Source organism: Methylocystis sp. Se48, from assembly GCF_056269425.1.
The window spans coordinates 107,824-132,595 of sequence record NZ_CM149850.1 but is presented as its reverse complement, the minus strand read 5'-3'; the positions used below and the strand labels follow the sequence as shown (position 1 = coordinate 132,595).

24 protein-coding genes and 1 pseudogene are annotated in these 24,772 nt (G+C 64.7%); 22 read left to right on the top strand and 3 right to left on the bottom strand.

Going from position 1 to position 24,772, the window contains the following annotated elements; genetic code table 11:
* Window positions 1-55: 55 nt before the first annotated feature.
* Window positions 56-307, bottom strand: coding sequence for a high-potential iron-sulfur protein (locus ACV959_RS00670; protein WP_475738013.1), 252 nt, complete (start codon window positions 305-307; stop codon window positions 56-58).
* A gap of 160 nt (window positions 308-467) precedes the next feature.
* On the opposite strand from ACV959_RS00670, the gene ACV959_RS00665 reads away from it, so the two are divergent.
* The 12 genes and pseudogenes from ACV959_RS00665 (at window position 468) to xth (ending at window position 9,697) form a co-directional block, all read left to right on the top strand.
* Complete coding sequence (locus ACV959_RS00665; protein ID WP_475738012.1) at window positions 468-821, top strand: ArsR/SmtB family transcription factor; 354 nt, start codon at window positions 468-470, stop codon at window positions 819-821.
* A gap of 14 nt (window positions 822-835) precedes the next feature.
* Window positions 836-1,036, top strand: coding sequence for a YgaP family membrane protein (locus ACV959_RS00660; RefSeq protein WP_475738011.1), 201 nt, complete (start codon window positions 836-838; stop codon window positions 1,034-1,036).
* A gap of 111 nt (window positions 1,037-1,147) precedes the next feature.
* Window positions 1,148-1,816 (top strand): Crp/Fnr family transcriptional regulator, encoded by a 669-nt coding sequence (locus ACV959_RS00655; protein WP_475738010.1) that lies wholly within the window; start codon window positions 1,148-1,150, stop codon window positions 1,814-1,816.
* Window positions 1,817-1,899: 83 nt separating this feature from the next.
* Window positions 1,900-3,180: an NAD(P)/FAD-dependent oxidoreductase gene (locus ACV959_RS00650; RefSeq protein ID WP_475738009.1), complete on the top strand. Its 1,281-nt coding sequence runs from the start codon at window positions 1,900-1,902 to the stop codon at window positions 3,178-3,180.
* 68 nt (window positions 3,181-3,248) lie between these two features.
* On the top strand, window positions 3,249-3,422 hold the full coding sequence (cydP, locus tag ACV959_RS00645) for a cytochrome oxidase putative small subunit CydP (protein WP_475738008.1): 174 nt from the start codon (window positions 3,249-3,251) through the stop codon (window positions 3,420-3,422).
* Window positions 3,423-3,474: 52 nt separating this feature from the next.
* A complete protein-coding gene (locus ACV959_RS00640; protein WP_475738007.1) occupies window positions 3,475-5,052 on the top strand; it encodes a cytochrome ubiquinol oxidase subunit I in 1,578 nt (525 codons plus the stop codon).
* Window positions 5,053-5,067: 15 nt separating this feature from the next.
* Complete coding sequence (gene cydB, locus ACV959_RS00635) at window positions 5,068-6,204, top strand: cytochrome d ubiquinol oxidase subunit II (protein ID WP_475738006.1); 1,137 nt, start codon at window positions 5,068-5,070, stop codon at window positions 6,202-6,204.
* Window positions 6,205-6,222: 18 nt separating this feature from the next.
* Window positions 6,223-6,318, top strand: a pseudogene (cydX, locus tag ACV959_RS00630) (cytochrome bd-I oxidase subunit CydX); the annotation flags it as partial.
* Window positions 6,319-6,487: 169 nt separating this feature from the next.
* The gene (locus tag ACV959_RS00625) at window positions 6,488-6,673 is read left to right on the top strand and encodes a YgaP family membrane protein (protein ID WP_475738005.1); all 186 of its coding nucleotides are present in this window, start codon (window positions 6,488-6,490) and stop codon (window positions 6,671-6,673) included.
* A gap of 37 nt (window positions 6,674-6,710) precedes the next feature.
* Window positions 6,711-8,288 carry an urease accessory protein UreH domain-containing protein gene (locus tag ACV959_RS00620; protein WP_475738004.1) on the top strand — a complete coding sequence of 526 codons (1,578 nt, stop codon included), beginning with the start codon at window positions 6,711-6,713 and terminating at the stop codon, window positions 8,286-8,288.
* Window positions 8,289-8,356: 68 nt separating this feature from the next.
* A complete protein-coding gene (locus ACV959_RS00615; RefSeq protein ID WP_475738003.1) occupies window positions 8,357-8,869 on the top strand; it encodes a hypothetical protein in 513 nt (170 codons plus the stop codon).
* Window positions 8,870-8,914: 45 nt separating this feature from the next.
* On the top strand, window positions 8,915-9,697 hold the full coding sequence (gene xth / locus ACV959_RS00610; RefSeq protein WP_475738002.1) for an exodeoxyribonuclease III: 783 nt from the start codon (window positions 8,915-8,917) through the stop codon (window positions 9,695-9,697).
* On the opposite strand, the gene ACV959_RS00605 is transcribed toward xth, so the two are convergent.
* Window positions 9,698-10,486, bottom strand: coding sequence for a sulfite exporter TauE/SafE family protein (locus ACV959_RS00605; RefSeq protein ID WP_475738001.1), 789 nt, complete (start codon window positions 10,484-10,486; stop codon window positions 9,698-9,700).
* Between the two features lie 90 nt (window positions 10,487-10,576).
* On the opposite strand from ACV959_RS00605, the gene ACV959_RS00600 reads away from it, so the two are divergent.
* Window positions 10,577-11,461 carry an MBL fold metallo-hydrolase gene (locus tag ACV959_RS00600; RefSeq protein ID WP_475738000.1) on the top strand — a complete coding sequence of 295 codons (885 nt, stop codon included), beginning with the start codon at window positions 10,577-10,579 and terminating at the stop codon, window positions 11,459-11,461.
* A gap of 4 nt (window positions 11,462-11,465) precedes the next feature.
* On the opposite strand, the gene ACV959_RS00595 is transcribed toward ACV959_RS00600, so the two are convergent.
* Window positions 11,466-12,353 carry a tetratricopeptide repeat protein gene (locus ACV959_RS00595; protein ID WP_475737999.1) on the bottom strand — a complete coding sequence of 296 codons (888 nt, stop codon included), beginning with the start codon at window positions 12,351-12,353 and terminating at the stop codon, window positions 11,466-11,468.
* A gap of 427 nt (window positions 12,354-12,780) precedes the next feature.
* On the opposite strand from ACV959_RS00595, the gene ACV959_RS00590 reads away from it, so the two are divergent.
* The 9 genes from ACV959_RS00590 to ACV959_RS00550 all read left to right on the top strand — a co-directional run bounded on the left by ACV959_RS00590 (window position 12,781) and on the right by ACV959_RS00550 (window position 24,721).
* Entirely contained in the window at window positions 12,781-13,149 is a 369-nt protein-coding gene (locus ACV959_RS00590) for a c-type cytochrome (protein WP_475737998.1), read from the top strand.
* Between the two features lie 87 nt (window positions 13,150-13,236).
* The gene (queE, locus tag ACV959_RS00585; protein ID WP_475737997.1) at window positions 13,237-13,869 is read left to right on the top strand and encodes a 7-carboxy-7-deazaguanine synthase; all 633 of its coding nucleotides are present in this window, start codon (window positions 13,237-13,239) and stop codon (window positions 13,867-13,869) included.
* A 34-nt stretch (window positions 13,870-13,903) separates the two neighbouring features.
* On the top strand, window positions 13,904-14,278 hold the full coding sequence (locus ACV959_RS00580) for a 6-pyruvoyl trahydropterin synthase family protein (RefSeq protein WP_475737996.1): 375 nt from the start codon (window positions 13,904-13,906) through the stop codon (window positions 14,276-14,278).
* Window positions 14,279-14,423: 145 nt separating this feature from the next.
* The gene (locus tag ACV959_RS00575; protein WP_475737995.1) at window positions 14,424-16,385 is read left to right on the top strand and encodes an acyl CoA:acetate/3-ketoacid CoA transferase; all 1,962 of its coding nucleotides are present in this window, start codon (window positions 14,424-14,426) and stop codon (window positions 16,383-16,385) included.
* 645 nt (window positions 16,386-17,030) lie between these two features.
* Entirely contained in the window at window positions 17,031-18,041 is a 1,011-nt protein-coding gene (locus tag ACV959_RS00570; protein WP_475739721.1) for an ArsR/SmtB family transcription factor, read from the top strand.
* Entirely contained in the window at window positions 18,041-18,940 is a 900-nt protein-coding gene (metF, locus tag ACV959_RS00565; protein ID WP_475737994.1) for a methylenetetrahydrofolate reductase [NAD(P)H], read from the top strand. The genes ACV959_RS00570 and metF overlap by 1 nt, the downstream gene beginning before the upstream one ends.
* Window positions 18,937-22,656: a methionine synthase gene (gene metH, locus ACV959_RS00560; RefSeq protein WP_475737993.1), complete on the top strand. Its 3,720-nt coding sequence runs from the start codon at window positions 18,937-18,939 to the stop codon at window positions 22,654-22,656. Before metF ends, metH begins: the two co-directional genes overlap by 4 nt.
* A 381-nt stretch (window positions 22,657-23,037) precedes the next feature.
* Window positions 23,038-24,321, top strand: coding sequence for a TadE/TadG family type IV pilus assembly protein (locus ACV959_RS00555; protein WP_475737992.1), 1,284 nt, complete (start codon window positions 23,038-23,040; stop codon window positions 24,319-24,321).
* A 118-nt stretch (window positions 24,322-24,439) separates the two neighbouring features.
* Window positions 24,440-24,721 (top strand): hypothetical protein, encoded by a 282-nt coding sequence (locus ACV959_RS00550; RefSeq protein WP_475737991.1) that lies wholly within the window; start codon window positions 24,440-24,442, stop codon window positions 24,719-24,721.
* Window positions 24,722-24,772: the final 51 nt, after the last annotated feature.

Genomic DNA, 24,772 nt, shown 5'->3' with positions numbered 1-24,772 from the left:
GGTCCGCCGCATCCCCTCGACGAAGAATGCAGCGGACGGGAAAATGCGCCCGGAATCAACCCCAGAGATTGCACCAGCCGTTGGCGCTGACCGGCCCGCGCACCACGCCGCATCCCGACGGCGGGGAGAACCAGGAACAGTTGGCGCAGCGCTGACGCCCGTTCGGCGCGCCGCGATAGGCCGCGGCCGCCTTGCTCGTCATGGCTTGCGCGGGCGCCGCGCCGAAGAGCGCGCCGACGCCCGCGGCGCCCAGCAACTGCAATGCGCGGCGACGGCCGCACGGCGTCTCGCGATCGCATCCATCCATGACTTCCTCCTATCGAAATCACCGGTTTCCAGCCGGTTCTGGTTAAATTCGATTTTTATAATATAATGGCGCCGGCTTCGCTCGAAATGCGACATATCGCTCTCGCGCGCCGCCATGCGCGCTCTTGACATTTATATTCGATAAATATAATTTAGCATCTATGAATGTAAATCTCGTCGAACTCGCGCCGAAAGCGGTGGAGGCCGAGAGCTTTCTCAAAGCCCTCGCCAATCGTCACCGCCTGATGGTCCTGTGCGAATTGCACAAGGGCGAGCTGTCGGTGACCCGGCTGCAGGAGGCGATCGGCCTCAGCCAGTCGTCCCTGTCCCAACATCTTGCGCGGCTGCGCGAGGACAAGCTCGTGAAGACCCGCCGCGAGTCCCAGACGATCTACTACTCTCTGGCCAATGACAGTGTTTCGCGCGTCATCGGCCTGCTCTACGAATTGTTCTGCGCGCAGCAATGCGACCTCCCCCCGCGCGGCGCCGGGAAAGGCCCGCGCGCGAAAGGCTGAAAGGAAATCCTGTCATGAGCATCGATCGCGTCGTCATGGCTTTCGCCGGAACCATGGTGCTGATCAGCGTGACGCTGGCGCATCTCGTTTCCCCCTGGTGGATGCTGCTCGCGGCTTTCGTAGGGCTGAACCTGCTGCAGGCCGCCTTCACCGGCTTCTGCCCGCTCGCCATGATCCTGAAGCGTCTGGGCGTGCGGCCCGGCGCGGCCTTCTGACGCCGCGCGCATGGCCGCGCGCCGATGCGGCGGCGGCGCTTGCGACGCTCGGGTTGCGGGCGCAGCGTATGACGCGGTGCGGGCGTCGCGGGTCGAAGCGAGAGTCTAGACATGCCGACGGATTGGATCGAGGACGTTCCCCTTCTTCGTACGCTCGACGAGCCCACGAAGGCGATGCTGCGCGACGCCGCAGTTCGCAAGCACATCCCGCGCGGCGCGGTGCTGTTCCGGCCCGGCGACCAGTGCGTGCAGTTTCCGCTCATCGTCTCGGGATCGGTGCGCATTCAGCGCGTCACCGAGTCAGGCCGGGAGATCGTGCTCTACCGTGTCGCCACCAACGAGACCTGCATCCTCACGACCGCCTCCCTTCTCTCCGACGACGCCTATTCGGCGGAGGGCGTCGCGGAGACGGACGTCGTCGCCTATATCGTCCCGGCCGAGCGATTCGCGGGCCTGATGAACGCTTCCGCCGCGTTTCGCGCCCTCGTCTTCGACGGCTACAGCCGCCGCATCGCGACGCTGATGTCGCGCATCGAGGAAATCGTTTGCACGCGCATCAACGTTCGCCTCGCGGAGCGGCTGCTCGCCTTGCGCGGGGACGACAACCGCATCTCCGTCACCCAGCAGGCGCTCGCCGCCGATCTCGGCACGGCGCGGGAAGTCGTCGGCCGCACCCTGAAGACGTTCGAGCGGTCCGGCTGGGTCCGATTGTCGCGGGGCGGCGCGGAAATCATCGACGCCGCAGCGCTGCGAGGGCTTTGCGACGCCGAACGTGACTAAGTCGCTGTTGCAATCTTCTAATTTAGATAGTTCGAATATAACAAGCGTCGCCGCAGGCGGCGCGTCTCCGGGAGGATAACCACATGGCACACGTTGTAGTTCTGGGCGCCGGCATCGGCGGCGTCGCCGCGGCGATCGAGGTGCGCGACGCGCTCAGGAAGCAGCATCAGGTCACCGTCGTCTCCGACATTCCCAACTTCCAGTTCACGCCGTCCAATCCCTGGCTCGCCGTGAAATGGCGCAAGCCCGACGAACTCAAGGTGCCGCTCGCGCCCGTGTTCAAGAGAAAGAAAATCGGCTTCACCGACGTGGGCGCCAAGCGCGTCCATCCGCATGAAAATCGCATCGAACTGAATAATGGCGAGAGCCTCGCCTACGACTATCTCGTCATCGCCACGGGACCGAAGCTCGCCTTTCAGGAAATTCCGGGCCTCGGGCCGCACGGCGGCTATACGCAGTCGATCTGCACGCTTCAGCACGCCGAGATCGCGTCGAAAGCCTGGGAGGAGTTCTGCAAGGATCCCGGCCCGATCATCATCGGCTGCGCGCCGGGAGTGTCCTGCTTCGGCCCGGCCTATGAATTCGCCATGATCGTCTCGACCGATCTGCGCCGCCGCGGCATCCGCGACAAGGTGCCGATGACCTTCGTGACCTCCGAGCCCTACATCGGCCATCTCGGCCTCGGCGGCGTGGGCGACACCAAGGGAATGCTGGAATCCGCCTTCCGCGACCGGGACATCAAATGGGTCACCAACGCGAAGACGACCGCAGTGGAGCCGGGCCTGCTGAAGTGCCAGGAGCTCAACGACGACGGCTCGGTGAAGAAAGAGCACGAGATTCCCTTCAAATACGCTATGATGATGCCGGCCTTCACAGGCATTGACGCGCTGATGGGGATCGAGGGGCTCGTCAATCCGCGCGGCTTCGTGCTCATCGACAAGAATCAGCGCAACCCGACCTTCAAAAACGTCTTCGGCGTCGGCGTCTGCGTCGCGATTCCGCCGGCGGAGCCAACCCCGGTCGCGACCGGCATGCCGAAAACGGGCTATATGATCGAATCCATGGTGACGGCGACGGCGCACAACATCGCCGCGATCATCGACGGGAAGGAGCCCAAGGAAGAGGGCACGTGGAACGCAGTTTGCCTGGCCGACTTCGGCGACCGGGGCGTCGCCTTCGTCGCAAAGCCGCAAATCCCGCCGAGAAACGTCAACTGGTCGAGCGAAGGCCGCTGGGTGCACTGGGCGAAAGTCGCCTACGAGAAATATTTCCTTCGCAAGGTGCGCAAGGGGCAGAGCGAGCCCGTCTACGAGCGCTATATCATGAAGCTGCTCGGGATCGAGCGCCTGCGCCGCATCCTCTGAGGACGCAACCTTCGCCCCGGGGCGGTCAGCAGCCGCGCCGGGCGACATACGGAAAGAGGGCGACGGGAATGGCGCGCGGCACGCTGAGGCGCGAACTGACTTTGGCGCTCGTCTTCAAGGCGGCGGCAATTTTCTTGCTTTACGTTCTGTTCTTCAGCCCGTCGCATCGCATCCATGTGACGCCGGCGGATATGGCGGCCGCCCTCGCGGAAAGCGCGTCGCCGACGGGCGGAAGCCGTTAGCGAGGAAATCCGTCACACGTCAGGACGCCGCCCCCAACGCAGGAAAGCTGAAATGTTCGATGTCGACGTCGTTACGCTGTCCCGCCTGCAATTCGCGCTGACCGCCCTTTACCACTTCCTCTTCGTGCCGCTCACGCTCGGCCTCGCCTTGCTGCTCGCGATCATGGAGAGCGTCTATGTGATGACGGGCCGCGAGGTGTGGCGCGACGCGGTGAAGTTCTGGGGCACGCTCTTTGGAATCAACTTCGTGATGGGCGTTGCGACCGGCGTCACCATGGAGTTTCAGTTTGGCACCAACTGGGCCTATTACTCGCATTATGTCGGCGACGTCTTCGGCGCGCCGCTCGCGATCGAAGGGCTCATGGCGTTTTTCCTGGAGGCGACTTTCGTCGGCCTCTTCTTCTTCGGATGGGATCGCCTCACCAAGGTGCAGCATCTGATCGTGACCTGGTGCGTCGCGCTCGGCTCGAACTTTTCGGCGCTGTGGATCCTCGTCGCCAACGCCTGGATGACCAATCCGGTGGGCGCGGCCTTTAATCCGCAGACCATGCGCATGGAGCTGACCTCCTTCAAGGAGGTTCTGTTCAATCCGGTCGCGCAATCGAAATTCGTGCACACGGTGAGCGCCGGCTATGTGACGGGCGCGATGTTCGTCATGTCGATCGGCGCCTTTTACATTCTGCGCAAGAAACACGTCGACATCGCGCGCCGCTCGCTCACCGTCGCGGCGAGCTTCGGTCTCGCCTCCGCGCTCTCGGTGGTCGTGCTCGGCGACGAGAGCGGTTATACGGCCGGCGAAAACCAGAAGATGAAAATCGCGGCCATCGAGGCCATGTGGGAGACGGAGCCCGCGCCGGCGTCCTTCACCCTCTTCGGCTTTCCCGATCTCGAGAGGCAGACGACGAGATACGAGGTTCAGATCCCTTACCTTTTGGGCCTCATCGCGACCCGCTCCCTCGACAAGCCGGTGGAGGGGATCAAGCCGCTCGTCGAACGCAACGAAGGGCGTATCCGCAACGGCCTGGCCGGCTACAAATGGATGACGGAACAGGGCGGCCGCGCCGGGGCGGCCGTGCCGCCGGAACTTGAGGGCTCGATGCGCGACGTCGGCTACGCCCTGCTCCTGAAGCGCATCCGCCAGGACATCGAGAACGCGACGGACGAGGAAATCAGTCAGGCGGCGCGCTCCACCATTCCGGACGTGCCCGTGCTGTTCTGGTCTTTCCGCATCATGGTGGCGCTCGGCTTCTATTTCATCGCGCTGTTCGGCGTCGCCTTCTATCTGTCGAGCAGGCGCCGCTGCGGCGCGCCATGGTTCCTTCGGCTGACGCTGTTCAGCCTGCCGCTCCCCTGGATCGCGGCGGAACTCGGCTGGATCGTCGCGGAATACGGCCGTCAGCCCTGGATCATCGACGGCGTGATGCCGACCTTCCTCGGCGTCTCCAACGTGCCCGCGTCCAATGTCGCGGCGAGCCTCGCGGCCTTCGTGCTCTTCTACACGGCGCTGGCCGTGGTCGACGTCACGTTGCTCGTCAAATACATCCGCAAGGGTCCGAAAGCGCCCGTCGAAGGCGCGCCTCTGGCCGGCCCGCTGCCGCAGGCGCAGCCCGCCTATGACGCTTCCCGCTAAAAGGACGGCGAACCGATGTTCGATTACATGACCCTGCGCGTAATCTGGTGGGCGATCCTCGGCCTGCTCCTCGCCGGCTTCGCCGTCTTCGACGGCTTCGATCTCGGCGTCGCCATGCTTCATCCCTTCGTCGCGCGGAAAGACGTCGAGCGCCGCGTGCTGCTCAATACGATCGGGCCGGTGTGGGAAGGCAATCAGGTGTGGTTCATTCTGGGCGGCGGGGCGGTCTTCGCGGCCTGGCCGCCGCTCTATGCGGCGTCTTTCTCGGGCTTCTATCTCGCCATGCTGCTGGTGCTGCTCGGCCTCATCGTCAGGCCCGTGGCGATCGCTTTCCGCAGCAAAAAGGACGGGCGGCTGTGGCGCGCGGTCTGGGACTGGCTGTTTTTCTTCTCGGGCGTGGCGCCCTCGCTGCTTTTCGGCGTCGCCTTCGGCAATCTGCTGCTCGGCGTTCCGTTCCATTTCGACCAGTCGCTGCGTTTCGAATATGAGGGCGGGCTGATCGGCATGCTGCGTCCCTTCGCGCTGCTCTGCGGCGCCGTCAGCGTCACGATGCTCGTTATGCAGGGCGCGGCCTGGCTCGCGGGCAAGTGCGAGGGCGACGTCTCGCAGCGCGCGCGGCGGATCGGCGCAGTGGCGGCCTTGTTGCTCGTGATGCTCATTCTGGCCGCGGGCCTCTGGATCGCGGCCGGGATCGAGGGCTATCGGATCGAATCGGAGATCGACTTCAACGGCCCTTCGAATCCCTTTGGGAAGACGGTGATGCTCGGCGCCGGCGACTGGCTCCTGAATTACGCCCGCCAACCCCTCGCCGCGCTCGCCCCGCTCGCGGCGCTGCTCGGAGCCTTCGGCGCCGCGATCCTGCTTGCGACCGGGTCGCGTCTCGCGATTCTCGCCTCGAGCCTCTCCGTCGCGGGCGTGGTCGCGACGGCCGGGTTCAGCCTGTTCCCCTTCCTTCTGCCCTCCTCGACGCATCCTGACCAGAGCCTGACGGTCTGGGACGCCTCGTCGAGCCAGACGACGCTCGGGCTCATGCTCGCAGCCGTCGTTTTCTTTCTGCCGATCATTCTCGCCTACACCTCATGGGTTTATTACATATTGCGCGGGCCCGTGACGGAGACGGCGATCGAAAAGGCCGAAGACCAGTATTACTGAAAAGCGGGAGCCTCCAAGATGTGGTATTTTTCCTGGATTCTGGGCCTTGGTCTCGCCTGCGCCTTCGCGATTCTCAACGCCATGTGGCTGGAGCTCGACGTCGAAGACGAAAAGGACGCCGAGCGGGTCAAGCACGCCATCCGCGAGAAGAGCGCGCTGAGCGCGCTGTTCGGCGCGCCGGAGCCCGCGCGCGACGATGCGCCGCGGGAGCCGTGAGACTTAGTCGCTGATGCAGGTCCGCGTTCCTTTAAGGTAGCGCGGCGTCCATTCAGGGGAGCTCAAAATGGAAGCGAATATTGGAAAAACGGACAAGATGATCCGTATAGCGGCCGGACTCATCCTCTTGAGCCTCGCTTTCGTGGGGCCGCAGACGCCTTGGGGCTTCATAGGAATCGTGCCGCTCGCGACGGCCTTCATCAATTTCTGCCCCGCGTACAAGCTGCTCGGGATCAACACGCTCGGCAAGTAACGCTGCCGATCAGTCCTCGCCGCGGCGGGCGGAGGTCATGACCGACACCACGATCGTCTTCCGCGCCCATGGCATGCATTGCCATGGGTGTGAACGCGTCATTGAATCGGGTCTGCGGAAGCTCCCGGGCGTGCGCAGCGCCAAGGCCGATTATCCGACGGAAACCGTCACCGTCGTGTATGACCCGGCCGAAGCAGGCTTCGACGCCCTGCGCGCGAGCGTCGAGGAAAACGGCTACCGCGTCGAAACAGGCGCGCCGCGAACGCGGCCGCTCCTGCAACGTCTTGGCCTGGTCGCGGCGGCGGTCGCGGCGCTCGGCGCGCTGATCTTCGTCGACACGCAGTGGATCAGCGCCGGGGGAGCGCCCGACATCGCGCAGCACATGAGCCTGTGGCTCATCTTCATGCTCGGCCTCGTCACGGGCTTTCACTGCATCGGCATGTGCGGCGCCTTCGTCGTGAGCTATACGGCGGCGGATGCGAGCGCGGGCCGCTCGTCGCTCCCTTCCCATCTCGCCTATGGCGCGGGAAAGACGCTCTCCTACGCGGCGATCGGCGCGCTGTTCGGCGCCGTCGGCGCCGTGATCGCCTTCACGCCCCTTCTGCGCGGCGTCGCCGGCATGGCGGCGGGGCTTTTTCTCATTGTTTTCGGGCTCAACATGCTGGGCCTCTTCGCGCCGCTGCGGCGTTTCCGGCTCGGTCTGCCGGCGCCGCTCGAGCGCTGGGTCCAAGCGCAGGCGAGCGGGCGCCATCAGCCTTTCGTCATCGGACTTCTCAACGGGCTGATGATCGCCTGCGGCCCGCTTCAGGCGATGTATGTGATGGCGGCTGGCACGGGCAGCCCGGCCGAGGGCGCGAAAATGCTCTTCGCCTTCGGTCTCGGGACGCTTCCCGTGATGCTCGCCTTTGGCGTGATCGCCTCCATGCTGTCGAGCGCGCTGACGCATCGATTGTTGACGGCGTCGGGCGCGATCGTCGTCGCCCTTGGCGCCGTGATGATCAACCGCGGCCTGATTCTCACTGGATGGGGCTACGACCTCGGCTCGGTCGTGGCGCGGCTGCAACGCGGCGAGGCGCCGGTCGCAGCCAATCTTCCGGGGCCCGCCGAGCAGACGATCGAAATGGAGGCCAACGCGCTGGGCTACAAGCCGTCGCGCTTCACCCTGATTCGCGGCGTTCCGGTCAAATGGGTGATCGACGCCAGGGAAATCACCAATTGCAACAAAAGCATCGTCGTTCCCTCGCTCGGCCTCGAATTCGATCTGAAGCCCGGCCGCCAGACCATAGAATTCACGCCGGAGAAGACTGGGGTCATTCCCTGGAGCTGCTGGATGGGCATGATTCGCGGGGAATTCGACGTGATGGAGCCGGGCGCCGCTCCGCCGCCCGCCGCCCCGAAGGAAGAGGCGGCCCCGCCTGCCGCGGCGCTCCCGCCGCCGACTCCCGTCCCGGCGGACTATACGGTTCAGCGCGGCGACACCTTGGCCGGCATTGCGAAAAAACGATATGGCGACGCGCGGCGCTGGCGCGACGTCGCGGCGGCGAATCCCGGCCTGCGCGTGGGCAGGCTCAAGCCCGGGCAAGTTCTGAAGCTGCCGGGAGGGGAGAAGCCGTGACGAATCGCCGTCGCGCAAAGCGCGGCGCGGCGCGCTAGCATCGGCAGGGTCGAAGAACGGAGGTCGGGATGCGGAAAATGGTTTACGCCGCCATTGGCGGACTCATGCTCATGGGCGCGGCCGCGGTCGCGGAGGACGGGCGCGAGCACATGCATATGTCGAAGATGGCGACGGATACGCGGATCGAGGTCGACGTTCCCGATCCGATGAAGTTGAGGATGCTCGCCAATATGCGCTCGTTTCAGGAGGCGGTCGCGGAAATACTTGCGGCGCTCGCCAAAAGCGACGGCGAGGGGGCGGCCAAGATCGCGGAAACCCGCCTCGGCATGGCCTCGACCAGCTCCGCCGCCGGCGAGCCCAAGGCGAAATCGGGCGAACCCGGCGACATGGCGAAGATGATGGCGAGTCATATGCCAGAGGAAATGCGCGCGCTCGGCATGACCATGCATGCGCAGGCGTCGAAATTCGCGGAAGAGGCGGCGAAGGTGAAACAGGGGGCCGATCTGCGCCCGGCGCTTGCCGAACTCGGCCAGGTCGTGCAAGCCTGCAACGCCTGTCACGCCGCCTATCGGCTGGATTGATCGGCGCGGGAGCATGGACGCTTCCGCGAGTCGGGAGCCTCCCTTTTGCGCATCGCCACCTGGAATGTGAATTCGGTTCGGCAGCGGCTCGCGCCGCTGCTGTACTTTTTGAAAGAGACCGCGCCCGACATTCTCTGCCTGCAGGAGCTCAAATGCGAGGAGCAGGCCTTTCCGCGCGTGGAAGTGGAGGACGCGGGCTACAATATCGTCCTGCACGGGCAAAAGACCTTCAACGGAGTCGCGATCCTCTCGAAGCATCCGATCGGGGAATCGACCGTCGGCCTGCCCGATTTCGATCACGAGGGACAGTCCCGCTACATCGAGGCCGTGATTTCCGACCCCGCGGGCGCCGCCGTGCGGGTGGCCTCCATCTATGCGCCGAACGGCAACCCGCCGAACACGGCGAAATATTCCTACAAGCTGCGCTTCATGGAGTCGCTGACCCGCCACGCCGCCGCCCTGCTGCGGCTCGAGGAGGCCACGGTGCTCGCCGGCGACTACAACGTCATTCCCGAGCCGCGCGACGCGCGCGACCCCGCCGCCTGGGCCGGCGACGCGCTTTTTCTCCCGCAAAGCCGAGCCGCCTGGCGACGACTCCTCAATCTGGGCTTCACGGACGCGCTGCGCGCCGCGACGGACGAGGCCGGGCTTTACACCTTCTGGGATTATCAGGCGGGCGCCTGGCAGAAGAACAACGGCATTCGGATCGACCATCTGCTGCTCTCGCCGCAGGCGGCCGACCGGCTGCGCAACGTAGAGATCGAGAGGGATATGCGCGGGGGCGAGAAGCCCTCGGATCATGTGGCCGCCTATGTCGACCTCGCCTGATCAGCCCAGCGCCCCGATCGCTCGCCAGATGACGTAGAACGCCACCGCGACGACGATCGCCGCAAAGACCATGGCGAGCGCGCCGCGCTGGGCCGAGAGCCGCCGTCCCGTCGCCGCGCCGATCAGCCCGCCCACGGCCCCGCCGCCCAGAATGGCGGCGGCCAGCGCCCAATCGACGAGGCCGGAAAAAGCATAATTCGCGGCGGTCGTCACGCCGAAGGCGGTGACCGAAACGAGCGAGGAGCCGATGGCGTTGAGGATCGGCAGATCGGCCGCGAGCATCAGTCCCGGGACGATCAAAAAGCCGCCGCCAATGCCGAAGAAGCCGGACAGCGCTCCGGTGGCGAAACCCGTCGCGGCGAGGCGGGGGAAGTTTTCGCGGTTGAGCCGCACTTGCGGATAGCCTTCGCCGCTGCGGCTCCTGAACATCAGCGCGCCGACGACGAGCATCAGCGCCCCGAACAGCGCGAGCAGCTTTTCGCCGTTCATCATCTTGCCGAGCGTCGACCCGCCATAGGCGCCCGCGACGCCGAAGAGCGCGAAGACCGAGGCGCAACGCCATTTGATCGTTCCGGCGCGGGCGTGATTGGCGAGGTTGACGAGGGCGTTGGCCGCGACCGCGACCGCGCTGGTGCCGATCGCGACATGGGGGTCCGGCACGCCCACAAAATAGACGAGGAGCGGCACGGCGAGCACCGATCCCCCGCCCCCCACGAGGCCGAGAGAGAAGCCCACGAATACGCCGGACAGGGTTCCGGCGGCGAGTTTCATCAGGGCGGGAGCGAACATGCGCCGCGTCTCCGGGTTATAACATTAGATATTGCTTATTTAGATAGCTCGCATATATCTTGTCCGCAAGCGCAAAGCCGAGGAGGGAACATGTCGCAGCCGACGATCCGGGCGTTCTTCGACGAGCCGACCTTCACCATCACCTATCTCGTCTCCGATCCGGGGACGAAAAGAGCTGCGATCATCGATCCCGTGCTGGACTACGAGCCCGGCGGCGGCGTCGCCGATTCGCGCTCGATCGACGCCATTCTGGCCGAGGCGCGCGACGCCGGCCTGACGGTCGAGTGGGTTCTCGAAACCCACGCCCACGCCGATCATCTTTCCGCCGCGCAGGTCGTGAAGGCGGCGACCGGCGCCCGCATCGGCATCGGCGAGCATATCGGGAAGGTGCAGGACATCTTCCGTCCCGTCTTTCTGGCGCAGGACATCGCGCCCGACGGCCGGGATTTCGACCGGCTCTTCAAGGATGGCGAACGTTTCGCCATCGGCGGGCTCGAGGTCGAGGTTCTCTTCACGCCCGGCCACACGCCAGCCTGCGTTTCGTACAAAATCGGCGACGAGGTTTTCGTCGGCGACACGCTCTTCATGCCGGACTACGGAACCGCCCGGACCGATTTCCCCGGCGGCGACGCGCGGACGCTCTACCGGTCGATTCGCCGGCTGCTCGACCTGCCGCCGCAGACCCGGCTTTTCATGTGCCACGACTATAAGGCGCCGGGGCGCGACGTCTATCTCTGGGAGACGACCGTCGCGGAGGAGCGCGCCAAAAACGTGCAGATCCGCGACGGGGTGACGGAGGAGGAATTCGTCGCTTCGCGCGAGGCGCGCGACAGGGAGCTCGCCGCGCCGCGTCTGCTGTTGCCGTCGATACAGGTCAATATACGCGCGGGCCGCTTTCCGCCGGCGGGTCCGGACGGGACGCGCCGCCTGCTCATTCCCGTAAAGTTCCGGGGCGCGGCGGCGTCATCCGGCTGAGCAGTCAGTCGCGCTCGCGCAGGTAATCCTCGAGCATGGCGACGGCCGCCCTGCGGTCCGCTTCGCTCGCCGCCGCGAGCGCCTTGGCGTGGAGGTCGACGATCCATTGCTCGCTCGCGGAGCCGGCCACGGCGTCGCGCGCCAGCGTCAGATACATGAGGCCGCGCGGCTTCTGCGCCGTCCCGCCCGCCTCGCCGCTAAACATCAGCCGCCCGAGCACCGCCTGCGCCTGAGGATGGCCCTTGCGCGCGGCGAGCTCCAGCCAGTTGACGCCCTGGCGGAGATCCTTCTTCACGCCGGCGCCGTCGAGATACATGCGCGCAAGGTGATATTGCGCGTCGGCGTTGCGGAAATAGGTGGCCGCATAGCGGAAGAGCTCGAAGGCCCGGTCGAGGTCGGGTTCGATCTTCGCGGCGGAAAGCCCGTCGCGGAGATAGAGGCCGACGGCGACGAAGGCGTGCGCCGCCACCGAGCGCTCGCGCGGGTCCGGCTCCTCGTCCGCGAAATGCTCGACGAGCTTCGAAAAATAGTCGTAGGCTTTGGCGTCGTCGCGGGCGACGCCGTCGCCCTCCGCGTACATGCGGCCAAGCTTCCATTGGGCGAGCGGCTCGCCGCCTTCCGCCGCATAGCGCAGGGCCGTGACGGACGCGCCGGCGTCGCCGGCGTGATAGCTCTCGATTCCGGCGCGCAGGGCGGCGCGCGGATTCTTGAACATCGGCAGGGGCGTCGTCTCCGGCGGGCGGGCGGCGGGCGCGTCGAGGGCCGGCGCGGGGTCGACGAGGGCCGTCATCAGCATCGTCAGGCTGGCGGCGAACAGACCGGCTGGCAGCGCGACGCGCCTGAGCTTTTGCGAAACGGCGGAGAACACGTCCTTTTGCGCAAACCCGACCATATCCGACCCGACTTTCTCAACCCGAGACGCCAAAAACGGCGCCCTCGCCCAAGCGACAACCGACGCCAACCGACTACCCGCGCGCCTATCGAGAGAAATGGGATCGTGCGCCGCCGTGGCGAGGCGCCGCCGGCGGTGTCTTCCCGCGTCTGGGTGAGCAAGTGACGATCGGACCTTAGCTCAGGTTTTATGGCTGAAAAGGGGCTTCCCCGATCCGGTCGATTGGACACAATCTAAACTTTTTCACTGTTGCAAGTTGAGCACATTCGCTGTTGCGGAAATGCATCAAGGCGAGCGATCGTCTGGTCAGGCTGGCGTCTGGCGCGAACCGCCAAGGCGATTCTCACGGCGCGCGAGTTGTGCTTTCATCATGATCCGCTCGCGGCGCGAATCGGCTGCGCTGGCGGGCGTCAACAAGGAAAGACGCATGGCTTCAGTTTTTCGCGCGACGACCCTCATCGGCTTCGCCTGCGCCTTGTCCGCGGCGCCCGCGCTGGCGGGCGACGTCCAGAAGGGCGGCGTCATCGCCAAACGCTGGTGCGCGAGCTGCCATGTGGTCGCGAAGGACCAGACCTCGGCCATGGCCGACGCGCCGTCCTTTTTCGACATCGCCCAGCGCCGCCCCGACAAGAAGCAGATCGGCAATTTCCTCGTCGACCCCCATCCGCCCATGCCGGACATGCATCTCTCCCGCAGGGAGATCGACGACATCGTGACCTATATCCGCAGCCTCGACCCGCGCCCGCAGCCGCAGGAGCCGAAGGAAAAGGACGACGAACCGCCCAAGAAGGGGTGAGGCCCGCCGTCCGCGCTGGACCGGACGGCGACAAGGCGCTAGAGCGCTCGTGCGCCGCCCATCAGGGCGCGGCGGGCGCCGACCTCCATGGCCTATACGATCAAGGAAGCTTTCAAGACATTGCAGGGCGAGGGGCGGCATATGGGCCGCGCCGCGGTCTTCTGCCGTTTCGCGGGCTGCAATCTCTGGAGCGGGAGGGAACAGGACCGCGCGAGCGCCCAATGCCGCTTTTGCGACACGGATTTTGTCGGGACGGACGGCGAGGGGGGCGGGAAGTTCGCGACGGCCGAAGCGCTCGCCGCCCATCTTGCGGCGCTTTGGGGCGAAGAGCGGGAGGAGCGCTTTACGGTGCTTACCGGCGGGGAGCCGCTGCTGCAAATCGACCCGCCGCTCGTCGCGGCGCTCCATGCTCAGGGCTTCGAGATCGCCGTCGAGACGAACGGGACGCTTCCCGCGCCGCCCGGCCTCGACTGGATCTGCGTCTCCCCCAAGGCCGGCGCGACGCTCGCCCAGACGCGGGGCGACGAATTGAAGCTCGTCTATCCGCAGGAGGGCGTCGATCCGGCGCAGTACGAAGGGCTCGACTTCCGCCATTTCCTGCTGCAGCCCATGGACGGGCCTGAAATTCTGCGCAATACGAAAGCTGCGGTCGACTATTGTCTGACGCATCCGCGCTGGCGGCTGTCGCCGCAGACTCACAAAATGATCGGGGTGAAATAACTCCGTCCCTGCCGCGGCGGGAAAGGACGAAGACGTGGCGAGTTTCGAGGTTTACCGCGAATTCTATTTCGAGGCGGCGCACGCCCTCTACGACCCGGAGGCGAAGGACGGCGGCAAATACCGCAACCTGCACGGGCACTCCTTCCGCGTGCGCGTGACCTTGCGCGGCGAGCGCCAACCCGAGGAGCAATGGGTGATCGACCTCGGCAAGCTCGGCCGGCGCCTCGCGGAGCTGCGCGAGAGGCTCGACCATTCCTTCCTCAACGACCTCGAGGGGCTTGGCAAGCCGACGCTCGAAAATCTCTGCGTCTATATCTGGCGCGACCTTTCCGGGTCGCTGCCCGCCCTTGCGGAAGTCGGGATTTTCCGCGACAGCTGTTTCGAGGGATGCGTCTATCGCGGCGACTGAAAAACATGCGGCGCATCGCCGCTATTGCGATTCCGGGGCGCGGTCTCTACGCTTGCGCCTGTTATTCGGGCACGAAGACCGCCGAGACGGCTGCGCCATGGGCGCCCGCGCCTAGAGAGCGGACTTGCAGGGGAACCCTTAGGACATGGCGAACAATAAAGTGATCAGCGCCGACGAGGCGATCGCGCTCATTCGCGACAACGACGTTGTCACCACGACCGGCTTCGTCCAGAGCTGCATTCCCGAGGCGTTGCACGCCGCGCTCGAGAAGCGCTTCGTCGAGACGCAGCATCCGCGCGACCTCACCCTCATCATGACCGCCGGCGCCGGCGATTCGAAGGGCCTCGGCACGGGCCGCTTCCATCACGAGGGCCTGCTGAAGCGCGTCATCGCCGCCAATTTCGGCCGCATGCCGAAAGTCGCCCAGGCCGCGCAGGAGAACAAGATTCTCGGCTACAACCTGCCGCAGGGCGTTATTTCGCAGCTCTACCGCGCCTGCGCCTCGGGCCAGCCCGGCCTCTTCTCCAAGGTCGGCCTCTACACCTATGTCGATCCGCGCTTCGGCGGCGGCAAGGTGAACGAGGTTACGACCGAGGACATCGTCAAATACCACAATATTCAAGGCGAGGAGTGGCTGTTCTACATCGCCACCAAGATCGACGTCGCCTTCATTCGCGGCACCTCGGCCGATCCTTCCGGCAATATCTCGATGGAGAAGGAGGCGCTAGTCCTCGACAATCTCGCCCAGGCCATGGCCGCCCACAACAACGGCGGCCTCGTCATCGCGCAGGTCGAGCGCATCGTCGAACAGGGCTCGATCAAGCCCAAGGACGTGCATGTGCCGGGCATTCTCGTTTCGGCCGTCGTCGTCGCCGATCCGCCGGAAATGCACCGTATGAACTACGGCGTGATCTACAACCCGGCGCTCGCCGGCGAAATTCGCGTGCCGGTGGAAAAGCTCGCCAAAATGCCGCTTGACGAGCGCAAGGTCATCGCCCGGCGCGCGGCCTTTGAACTGCCGCCGAACGGCGTCGTGAACCTCGGCGTCGGCGCGCCGGAAGGCATCGCCGCCGTCGCCAATGAAGAGAAGCTGACGCCCTACATCACGCTGACGACGGAGGCCGGGGCCATTGGCGGCGTGCTCGCCTCGGGCTCGAGCTTCGGCGCGGCGACCAACGCCGACTGCATCATTCAGCAGAATCAGCAGTTCGACTTCTATGACGGCGGCGGCCTCGACATGACCTGTCTGGGCATGGCCGAATGCGACCTGCAGGGCAATGTCAACACCTCGAAGTTCGGCGGCCGCCTCAATGGCTGCGGCGGGTTCATCAACATCAGCCAGAACGCCCGCCTTGTCGTCTTCGCCGGCACCTTCACCAATGGCGGCCTGCGCGTCGAGATCGCGGACGGCAAGGTCAACATCGTTCAGGAAGGCCGGAACAAGAAGTTCCTGAACTCCGTCGAGCAGATCACCTTCTCCGGCAAATTCGCCCAGAAGCGCAAGCAGCCGGTCTATTACGTGACCGAGCGCTGCGTATTCCAGCTCAAGGAAAAGGGGCTGGAGCTGATCGAGGTCGCGCCAGGCGTCGACATCGACAAGCACATCTTGCCCTTCATGGACTTCAAGCCGATCATCAACGAGCCGGTCCTGATGGACAAGCGCATCTTCATCGACGAGCCCATGGGGCTGATGAACGATCTGCTGAATCTGAATCTCGATCAGCGCATCAGCTATGATCCGGCCCGCAACATCCTGTTCCTGAACCTCGAGGGCTGGCACGCGCGCACCAAGAAGGATGTCGACGAGATGCGCAAGGCGCTCGTCACGGCCTGCGAAAAGGTCGGCAAGCGCGTGAACTCTGTGGTCAATCACGACGGCGCGCACATCAACGAGGCGCTCTACGACGATTACGCCGAGATGATCGAATATTTGAGCCAGCACTATTATCTGACGACGACCCGCTACGCGACGTCGGCCTTCGCCCGCATGAAGATGAAGGAGGCTATGGCCAAGCGCGGCCTGCAGCCGCACGTTTTCGAGCGCCGCGAGGCGGCCGAGACCTTCTTGCAAGTCGTCGCCGGCGAGGAAGAGAAGGCCCCGGCGTAAGCGGAACGCCTTTTCCTTCGAACCGGACGGCCGCCTTCGGGCGGCCGTTCTGCTTTTTGGGCAGACGCGGGATCGGCCGGCGTCCGCCGGGCCGCATATGGAAAGCGGTTCGCCTGGACGGAGGCGGGCGCGAAAAAAGCGAAAGGCCCCGTCGCCTGATGCGCACGGGGCCCACACTGCTTCCTCTATGGGAAGCGCTCTGGGATGGTCCAGCTTGGGATCAGGGCGACCGCTGCTTGGCCTTCGCGGCGAGCCGCCCGCTGACAGGAGGTCTTCTTGTGGGTGTTCGGGAGCTTATCGGGCAGCGCTGAACCCGATTTCCCGCCTTGACCGGAACGAAACGCCGGTCAAACGATCTGACCCGGTGGCGTCATGCTCCTCTCGCAACAATTTTGCCGGTTCCACCGACGACAGGGGAGTTCGTCGATGTCTCCTTGATCGCGGCCGCGTCGAGGTCCCGCCCGAACGGTCCGCTCCGACCCGATGTCGAAGCGGTTGCGATGTAGGAAAAGGATGCGCCCGCTTCCGACTCTCGTCAAGCGGCAAGTTGAAGCAGTTTCCGCCTTCAAAACGGGCGGCGATTTCGAGCTTGCCTTAGGGTCGATCAACGCATATATATATCTTTATATCTTATTTGAGGATCGGATGCCCGTCTCCAACTCCCTCAAACTCGAGCCGGCGCTCGCGGCGCTCAACGCCGCGGGGGAGGAGACGCGCCTGCGCCTCCTGGCCCTCCTTTCCCAATCGGAGCTCACGGTGAGCGAGGTCGTGACGATCCTCGGCCAGTCTCAGCCGCGGGTTTCCCGTCACCTCAAGCTTCTTGTGGAGGCTGGCCTGGTGGAGCGCCGCCGCGAGGGCGCTTGGGCGTTTTTCCGCCTTTCTCCGGCCGGCGCCGCCGGCGCAATCGCGAGAGAAATTTCGGCCTGGCTCGACCCGAAAGACCCCGTTCTCGCCAGCGATCAGGCGCGGCTCGCCGAAGTCCGCCACGCGCGCGCCGACGCCGCGGCCCGCTATTTCGCCGCCCATGCCGCGGAATGGGACGACATACGCTCCCTACATGTGCCGGAGGCCCTCGTCGAAGAAGCCATGCGCGAGGCCGTCGGCCCGGCGCCCGTTCGCACTTTGCTCGATCTCGGCGCCGGCGCCGGGCGGATGCTCGAACTTTTCGCTCCCCTCGCGGAGCGCGCGATCGGAGTAGACCTCTCGCCGGCCATGCTGGCCGTCGCGCGCGGGCGGCTTGAGGAGACGGGCCTGCGCAACGTCCAGCTCCGGCAAGGCGACATCTACGCGCTGCCGGTCGAGCGCAATTCCGTCGATCTCGCGGTCATGCATCAGGTGCTGCATTATCTCGACGATCCCGCGCGCGCCCTTCGCGAGGCGGCGCGCGTGCTCGCGCCGGGCGGCCGGCTGCTCGTTGTCGATTTCGCGCCTCACAACGAGGAAGCGCTGCGCGACAAGCATGCCCATCGGCGGCTCGGTTTTTCCGAACAGGAGATCGTCGGCCTGCTCGCCCAGGCGGGCCTCGAAACCGTCCTGCGCCGCGAGCTTGCGCCCGACTCCCGCGAAGGCGCCAAGCTCACCGTTTCGCTGTGGCTCGCACGCGATCCGCGCGTCGTCGCCGACCCGATCCCCGCTTCATCTTACGAGACCGCCTGATGTTCAACGCGCTTCATCCGACCGCTTCCGGCCAGCGGTTCAACATCTCCTACGAATTCTTTCCGCCCAAGACGCCGGAAATGGAGACGCAGCTCTGGGAGACGGTCAAACGTCTCGAGGCGCTGAAGCCCCATTTCGTTTCCGTCACCTATGGCGCCGGCGGCTCCACCCGCGAGCGCACCCACGCAATCGTCGCGCGCATCGCGCGGGAGACGTCGATGAAGCCGGCCGCGCATTTGACCTGCGTCTCCGCCTCTCAGGACGAAACGAATGAAATCCTGCGCAATTACTGGGCGGCGGGCGTTCGCCACATCGTCGCTCTGCGCGGCGACCCCCCGGGCGGCGTCGGCGCGCCCTTTATGCCGAACCCGCTCGGCTATCCCTCGTCGACCCATCTCGTGCGCGGCATCAAGAAGATCGGCGATTTCGAGATTTCCGTTTCGACATATCCCGAGGGCCATCCCGAAAGCCGGTCGATCGAGCAGGATCTCGACGCGCTGGAGGCGAAGATCGACGCGGGCGCGACGCGCGCCATCACGCAGTTCTTCTTCGACAATGACATCTATTTCCGCTTCCTCGACAAAGCGCGCGCGCGGGGAATTGCGATTCCGATCGTGCCGGGGATCATGCCGATCCGCAATTTCAGGCAGGTCGCCAATTTCGCGGCCAAGGCTGGCGCCAGCGTGCCGCGCTGGGTCTCCGAGCGTTTCGACGGCCTCGACGACGATCCGGAAACGCGCGCCCTCGTCGCCGCGACGACAGCTGTCGAGCAGGTGATGGGCCTCGCCCGCGCCGGCGTCGATCAGTTTCATTTCTACACCAACAACCGCGCCGATATGGTCTTCGCCATTTGCCATCTCCTCGGCGTTCGTCCCGTTCGCGAGAAAGTAGACGCATGACCTTCGACAAGAATTACGGTCCGAAAATCCTCAAGGCGCTCGAAGAAACGGCGACGAGCCGAATCCTGATTCTCGACGGCGCCATGGGCACGATGGTCCAGCGCCACAACTTCCAGGAGAATGATTTTCGCGGGGCGCGCTTCAAGGATCACGCGAAGGATCTCAAGGGCAATAACGACCTGCTGATCCTCACGCAGCCGCAAGCGATCAAGGCGATCCACAAGCAGTATCTCGAAGCCGGCGCGGACATCATCGAGACCAACACCTTCAGCGCGACGACGATCGCGCAGGCGGATTACGGCCTCGAATCCATCGTCTTCGAACTCAACCGCGAAGGCGCGAAGCTCGCGCGGGAAGCGGCAGACGAAGTCGCCGCCGCGACGGGCGTGCGCCGTTTCGTCGCCGGCTCGATGGGTCCGACCAACCGCACGGCCTCTATCTCGCCGGACGTGTCGAATCCCGGCTATCGCGCCGTCACTTTCGACGAGCTGCGCGCCGCCTACAAGGAGCAGGCGCTCGGCCTCATCGCGGGCGGCGCCGACATCATGCTGGTCGAGACGATCTTCGACACGCTGAACGCCAAGGCGGCGATCTATGCGTTGGAAGACGCGTTCGAGGAAGTGGGCACGCGGTTCCCGATCATGATTTCGGGCACCATCACCGATCTTTCGGGCCGCACGCTCTCGGGGCAGACCTCGGTCGCCTTCTGGAATTCGCTCGCCCACGCCAAGCCGTTTTCGATCGGCTTCAATTGCGCGCTCGGCGCCCGCGAGATGCGCCAGCACATCGCCGAGATTGGCCGCGTCGCCGATACGCGCGTCTGCGCCTTCCCGAACGCCGGCCTGCCCAACGAATTCGGCCTCTATGACGAGAGCCCGGAATATATGGCGGAGCTCGTCGGCGAATTCGCGTCGGCCGGCCTCGTCAACATCCTCGGCGGCTGCTGCGGCACGACCCCCGATCACATCGGCGCCATCGCCCAGAAGGTGAAAGGCATGAAGCCGCGCATCGTGCCGAAGATCGAGCCGATGCTGCGTCTCTCGGGCCTCGAGCCCTTTGCGCTGACGAAGGACATTCCCTTCGTCAATGTCGGCGAGCGCACCAATGTCACGGGCTCGGCCAAGTTCCGCAAGCTCATCACAAATGGCGATTATGCGGCGGCGCTCGACGTCGCGCGCGATCAGGTCGCCAATGGCGCGCAGGTCATCGACGTCAATATGGACGAGGGCCTGCTCGACTCGCAGCAGGCGATGATAGACTTCCTCAATCTTCTCGCCGCCGAACCCGACATCGCCCGCGTGCCGGTGATGGTCGACTCGTCGAAATTCGAGGTGATCGAGGCGGGCCTGAAATGCCTGCAGGGCAAGGGCGTCGTGAACTCCATCTCGCTGAAGGAAGGCGAGGAGAAATTCATCGAGGACGCAAAGAAAGTGCGCCGCTATGGCGCCGCGGTCGTCGTCATGGCCTTCGACGAAACCGGCCAGGCCGACACGCTTGATCGAAAAGTTGAGATCTGCAAGCGAGCCTATAGGATTCTCACGGAAGTCGTCGGCTTCCCGCCGCAGGACATCATCTTCGACCCGAACATCTTCGCCGTGGCGACGGGCATCGAGGAGCATGAAAATTACGGCGTCGATTTCATCGAGGCCGCGCGGATCATCAAGCGCGATCTGCCTTACGCACATGTCTCTGGCGGCGTGTCGAACCTCTCCTTCTCCTTCCGCGGCAACGAGCCCGTGCGCGAGGCGATGCATTCCGTGTTCCTGTATCACGCCATTCAAGCGGGCATGGATATGGGCATCGTCAACGCCGGCCAGCTCGCCGTTTATGAGAAGATCGACCCGGAGCTGCGCGAACTCTGCGAAGACGTCGTGTTGAACCGTCGCAAGGACGCGACCGAGCGCCTCGTCGAGGCGGCGGAGAAGTTCAAGGGCGGCGGCGCCAAGGCGCAAGAGAAGGACGCGGCCTGGCGTGAACAGAGCGTCGAGAAGCGTCTCGAACATGCGCTCGTCAACGGCATCACCGATTATATCGAGATCGACGTCGAGGAGGCGCGCCAGCGCTCGACGCGCCCGCTCGACGTCATCGAGGGCCCGTTGATGGACGGCATGAATGTCGTCGGCGATCTCTTCGGACAGGGCAAGATGTTCCTGCCGCAGGTCGTCAAATCCGCCCGCGTGATGAAGCAGGCGGTCGCTTATCTCATGCCGTTCATGGAGGCGGACAAGAGCGAGCGCTCCTCCGCCGGCAAGATCCTGCTCGCCACGGTGAAGGGCGACGTGCACGACATCGGCAAGAACATTGTCGGCGTGGTGCTGGGCTGCAACAATTTCGAGGTCATCGATCTCGGCGTCATGACGCCCTGCGCGAAGATTCTCGAAGCCGCAAAGAAAGAGAAGGTCGATCTTATCGGCCTCTCCGGGCTCATCACGCCCTCGCTCGATGAAATGTGTTTCGTCGCATCGGAACTCGAGCGCGAAGGCCTCGACGTGCCGCTGCTCATCGGCGGCGCGACGACGAGCCGCGTGCATACGGCGGTGAAGATCAGCCCCAATTATCGCCGCGGACAGGCGGTCTATGTGACGGACGCGAGCCGCGCCGTGGGCGTGGCGCAGGCGCTCGTCTCGGAGCGGACGCGCGGCGACTACATTGCGGAGACGCGCGCCGAATATGAGCGCGTTGCGGAGGCTCACGCGCGCGCGCAGGCGGACAAGCAGCGCGTTTCGATCGAGACCGCGCGAAAGAACGCCTACAAGATCGACTGGGCGGCCTATGAGCCGACGAAGCCGGGCTTCATGGGCGCTCGCGCCTTCGCGAGCTACGACGTTGCGGAACTCGTTCCGTACATCGACTGGACGCCCTTCTTCCAGACATGGGAATTCAAGGGCCGCTATCCGGCGCTGCTCGACGATCCGGAAAAGGGCGAGGCGGCGCGCCGTCTCTTCGACGACGCGCAGGCGATGCTGAAGCGCATCGTGGAGGAGCGCTGGTTCACGCCGAAGGCCGTCATCGGCTTCTGGCCCGCCAATAGCGTGGGCGACGACATCGCGCTTTATACGGGCGAGTCGCGCAACGAGCGGCTGGCGACCTTCTTCACGCTGCGCCAGCAGCTCGGCAAGCGCGACGGCAAGGCGAATATTGCGCTCGCCGATTTCGTCGCGCCGAAGGAGAGCGGCAAGGCGGATTATGTCGGCGCCTTCGTCGTCACCGCGGGCGCCGAGGAGGAGAAAATATCCGCCCGCTACGCCCGCGCCAATGACGACTACGGCTCGATCATGGTGAAGGCGCTCGCCGACCGGATCGCCGAAGCCTTCGCCGAAAGGATGCACGAGCGTGTGCGCCGCGAGTTCTGGGGCTATGGCCGGGACGAGGCCTTCCGGCCGGAGGATCTGATCGCCGAGCCTTACGCCGGCATCCGCCCCGCGCCCGGTTATCCCGCCCAGCCCGACCATACGGAGAAGGAGACGCTCTTCCGTCTGCTCGACGTCGAAAAGCGCACCGGCGTGAAGCTCACGGAAAGCTACGCCATGACCCCCGCGGCCTCGGTCAGCGGGCTCTATATCGGCCATCCGCAGGCGCATTATTTCGGCGTTGCGAAGGTCGAGCGCGATCAGGTCGAGGATTATGCGCGCCGCAAGGGCATGGCGGTGTCGGAGGTCGAGCGCTGGCTCGCGCCGATCCTCAATTACGAGCCGGCCGCTCTCGCGGCGGAATGATTAACTCTGCGCCGGCGGTGCGCCTTGCGCGCATCGCCGGCGGCAACCTTAGCAATTTCTTGTCCGATTCCTTTATGGTTACCGGATTTTTTCGCCGAAAGAAGAACGTTCCGACCTGAAACCGGGCCCTGCGACGGCAGGCCGGAAAGTCATCTGTTTGACGCGAAAATGAGAAAGGCGCGCGTCGCGCCTGTCGTCGATTGCGGGGCGTCTTGATTAAATAACGCCTAAAACAAAACTCGAAACATCCCGGTTCGTTTCAATATTCGCTGACTACGCGAGTCCTTCTCCGTTTCAATCGTAAACGGGATCTCTCTAAATCGCCCCATTGGATTTGCCACGACGCGCGCCAATAGCGTCGCGGATTTGCCGGAGGGGGATATGTTGGCTCACGATTCAGTTCGCAACGCGCATCGCCGCGCCGGATTCCATAGCGACAGGTCGGGCACGGTCGGCGTCATTTTCGGCCTGTCGTTCATTCCGGCCATGTTGATGATGGGCATGGCGATCGATTATCGAAACGCGGCCGCCTTGCGCACCCGGCTTCAGAGCGCCGTCGACTCGGCGTCGATCGCCGTGGCGCAGAGCGCGCCCGGGCTCACCCAGACGGCCCGCCAGCAGATCGCCGCCAACATTGTCAACGCGAAGCTCGGCGCTGCGGCGCAGCGCTACGCCGTCTCGGTCGCGGAGACGGAGCCCGCGACGGATCGCTTCCGCGTCTCCGCGACGGGGACGGTTGCGACGTCGGTGATGAAATTCGCGCATTTCGACAATATCAACGTGTCGGCCAGCGCGACGGCGAGCGCCGCGAACGTCAAGGCGGGCGGCGGCGGCTGCGTGTTGTCGCTCAACGAATCCGCGGTCAACGCCGTCTGGTACAACGGCCACGCCGACGTGGTTCTCAACAATTGCAACATTTATGGCAATTCCGCCTCGAGCCAGGCGCTCGACGTGAGCGGCAGCGCGGAGCTCTGGGCGCATCGCATCGCGGTGCATGGCCATGTGCGGGGAATCAACAAGATTCACGCTTCCCAGGGCGTTCTCGAAGGGCAGCCGCGCACGGACGACCCCTATCTCGACATCGAGGTTCCGGCGTTTTCCGCCTGTACGAAAAACAACTATTCAACCTCCGTCAACGACGAGTTGAATCCCGGCGTCTATTGCAACGGGTTCTCGGTGAATTCGAACGCCGAGGTCAAACTGAAGCCCGGTCTCTATGTGATGGATCGCGGCGCCTTTACGATCAACGGCCAGGCGAAGCTGACCGGCGAGGATGTCACGATCGTCTTCACCTCCAGCACGGGCGGCAACTGGCCGACGCTGACGATCAACGGCGGCGCGCGCGTCTCGCTCAAGGCGCCGACGCCGGCGAAGGCCGCGGCGACCGGCGGAATCGGCGGGGTCGTTCTCTACGGCGACCGCGCCATGCCGACAGGTCAGGCGTTCAAACTGAACGGGGGGGCTAGTCAGGACATCACGGGCGCGATCTATCTTCCCGAAGCGGACGTTCGCTTCTCCGGCGGAAACAGCGCAAGCGGCAAATGCTCGCATCTGATCGCGGACACGCTGACCTTCATCGGCGACTCCTATCTCGCGATCGACGGCTGCGGAGATCTGGGCGTCCGGCCCTTCGGCGCGACGCGCACCGTGCGCGTGTTTCAATAGACGACGCGGCCGCAAGAATACGATGGTTTCCGGGCGCCGTTTCGGGCGCCCGTTCGCTTTGCACGGCGATGAGCCGCGATCAAGTCTGATTGTGAGGCCCGGGAAAAAGGCGCCGAGGATGCAATACAGACGCCTGCGGGCTCATCGCCGAACGCCGCGCGCGAATATGGTTTACGGATTGCGCCGCAGTGAATGCGCGGCGCGCGGAAATCGGCGCCCTGAAAAAGACGAGCGCGATTGCCGGCTTGGCGATCACGCGGCGTCGATATCTCGGACGGCGCCGCCGTCGATTCCTAAAAAGCGCTTAAAACGCTGCGAAAAATGCGTCGAACCGATTCAGAACCCGATCACCATGCCGTTCGGTCGAGATTCCATTCAAATCGAAACTGATTTCAAATGACGACGACTAGCATTTGTCGGATGGTCGCAAACCGTCGTCGCTTCGCGGCGG

Excerpts from the sequence above, each read along its gene's own strand:
- ACV959_RS00670 (WP_475738013.1), bottom strand. The coding sequence starts at position 307 with ATGGATGGATGCGATCGCGAGACGCCGTGCGGCCGTCGCCGCGCATTG.
- ACV959_RS00665 (WP_475738012.1), top strand. The coding sequence starts at position 468 with ATGAATGTAAATCTCGTCGAACTCGCGCCGAAAGCGGTGGAGGCCGAG.
- ACV959_RS00660 (WP_475738011.1), top strand. The coding sequence starts at position 836 with ATGAGCATCGATCGCGTCGTCATGGCTTTCGCCGGAACCATGGTGCTG.
- ACV959_RS00655 (WP_475738010.1), top strand. The coding sequence starts at position 1,148 with ATGCCGACGGATTGGATCGAGGACGTTCCCCTTCTTCGTACGCTCGAC.
- ACV959_RS00650 (WP_475738009.1), top strand. The coding sequence starts at position 1,900 with ATGGCACACGTTGTAGTTCTGGGCGCCGGCATCGGCGGCGTCGCCGCG.
- cydP (WP_475738008.1), top strand. The coding sequence starts at position 3,249 with ATGGCGCGCGGCACGCTGAGGCGCGAACTGACTTTGGCGCTCGTCTTC.
- ACV959_RS00640 (WP_475738007.1), top strand. The coding sequence starts at position 3,475 with ATGTTCGATGTCGACGTCGTTACGCTGTCCCGCCTGCAATTCGCGCTG.
- cydB (WP_475738006.1), top strand. The coding sequence starts at position 5,068 with ATGTTCGATTACATGACCCTGCGCGTAATCTGGTGGGCGATCCTCGGC.
- ACV959_RS00625 (WP_475738005.1), top strand. The coding sequence starts at position 6,488 with ATGGAAGCGAATATTGGAAAAACGGACAAGATGATCCGTATAGCGGCC.
- ACV959_RS00620 (WP_475738004.1), top strand. The coding sequence starts at position 6,711 with ATGACCGACACCACGATCGTCTTCCGCGCCCATGGCATGCATTGCCAT.
- ACV959_RS00615 (WP_475738003.1), top strand. The coding sequence starts at position 8,357 with ATGCGGAAAATGGTTTACGCCGCCATTGGCGGACTCATGCTCATGGGC.
- ACV959_RS00605 (WP_475738001.1), bottom strand. The coding sequence starts at position 10,486 with ATGTTCGCTCCCGCCCTGATGAAACTCGCCGCCGGAACCCTGTCCGGC.
- ACV959_RS00600 (WP_475738000.1), top strand. The coding sequence starts at position 10,577 with ATGTCGCAGCCGACGATCCGGGCGTTCTTCGACGAGCCGACCTTCACC.
- ACV959_RS00595 (WP_475737999.1), bottom strand. The coding sequence starts at position 12,353 with ATGGTCGGGTTTGCGCAAAAGGACGTGTTCTCCGCCGTTTCGCAAAAG.
- ACV959_RS00590 (WP_475737998.1), top strand. The coding sequence starts at position 12,781 with ATGGCTTCAGTTTTTCGCGCGACGACCCTCATCGGCTTCGCCTGCGCC.
- queE (WP_475737997.1), top strand. The coding sequence starts at position 13,237 with ATGGCCTATACGATCAAGGAAGCTTTCAAGACATTGCAGGGCGAGGGG.
- ACV959_RS00575 (WP_475737995.1), top strand. The coding sequence starts at position 14,424 with ATGGCGAACAATAAAGTGATCAGCGCCGACGAGGCGATCGCGCTCATT.
- ACV959_RS00570 (WP_475739721.1), top strand. The coding sequence starts at position 17,031 with ATGCCCGTCTCCAACTCCCTCAAACTCGAGCCGGCGCTCGCGGCGCTC.
- metF (WP_475737994.1), top strand. The coding sequence starts at position 18,041 with ATGTTCAACGCGCTTCATCCGACCGCTTCCGGCCAGCGGTTCAACATC.
- metH (WP_475737993.1), top strand. The coding sequence starts at position 18,937 with ATGACCTTCGACAAGAATTACGGTCCGAAAATCCTCAAGGCGCTCGAA.
- ACV959_RS00555 (WP_475737992.1), top strand. The coding sequence starts at position 23,038 with ATGTTGGCTCACGATTCAGTTCGCAACGCGCATCGCCGCGCCGGATTC.
- ACV959_RS00550 (WP_475737991.1), top strand. The coding sequence starts at position 24,440 with ATGCAATACAGACGCCTGCGGGCTCATCGCCGAACGCCGCGCGCGAAT.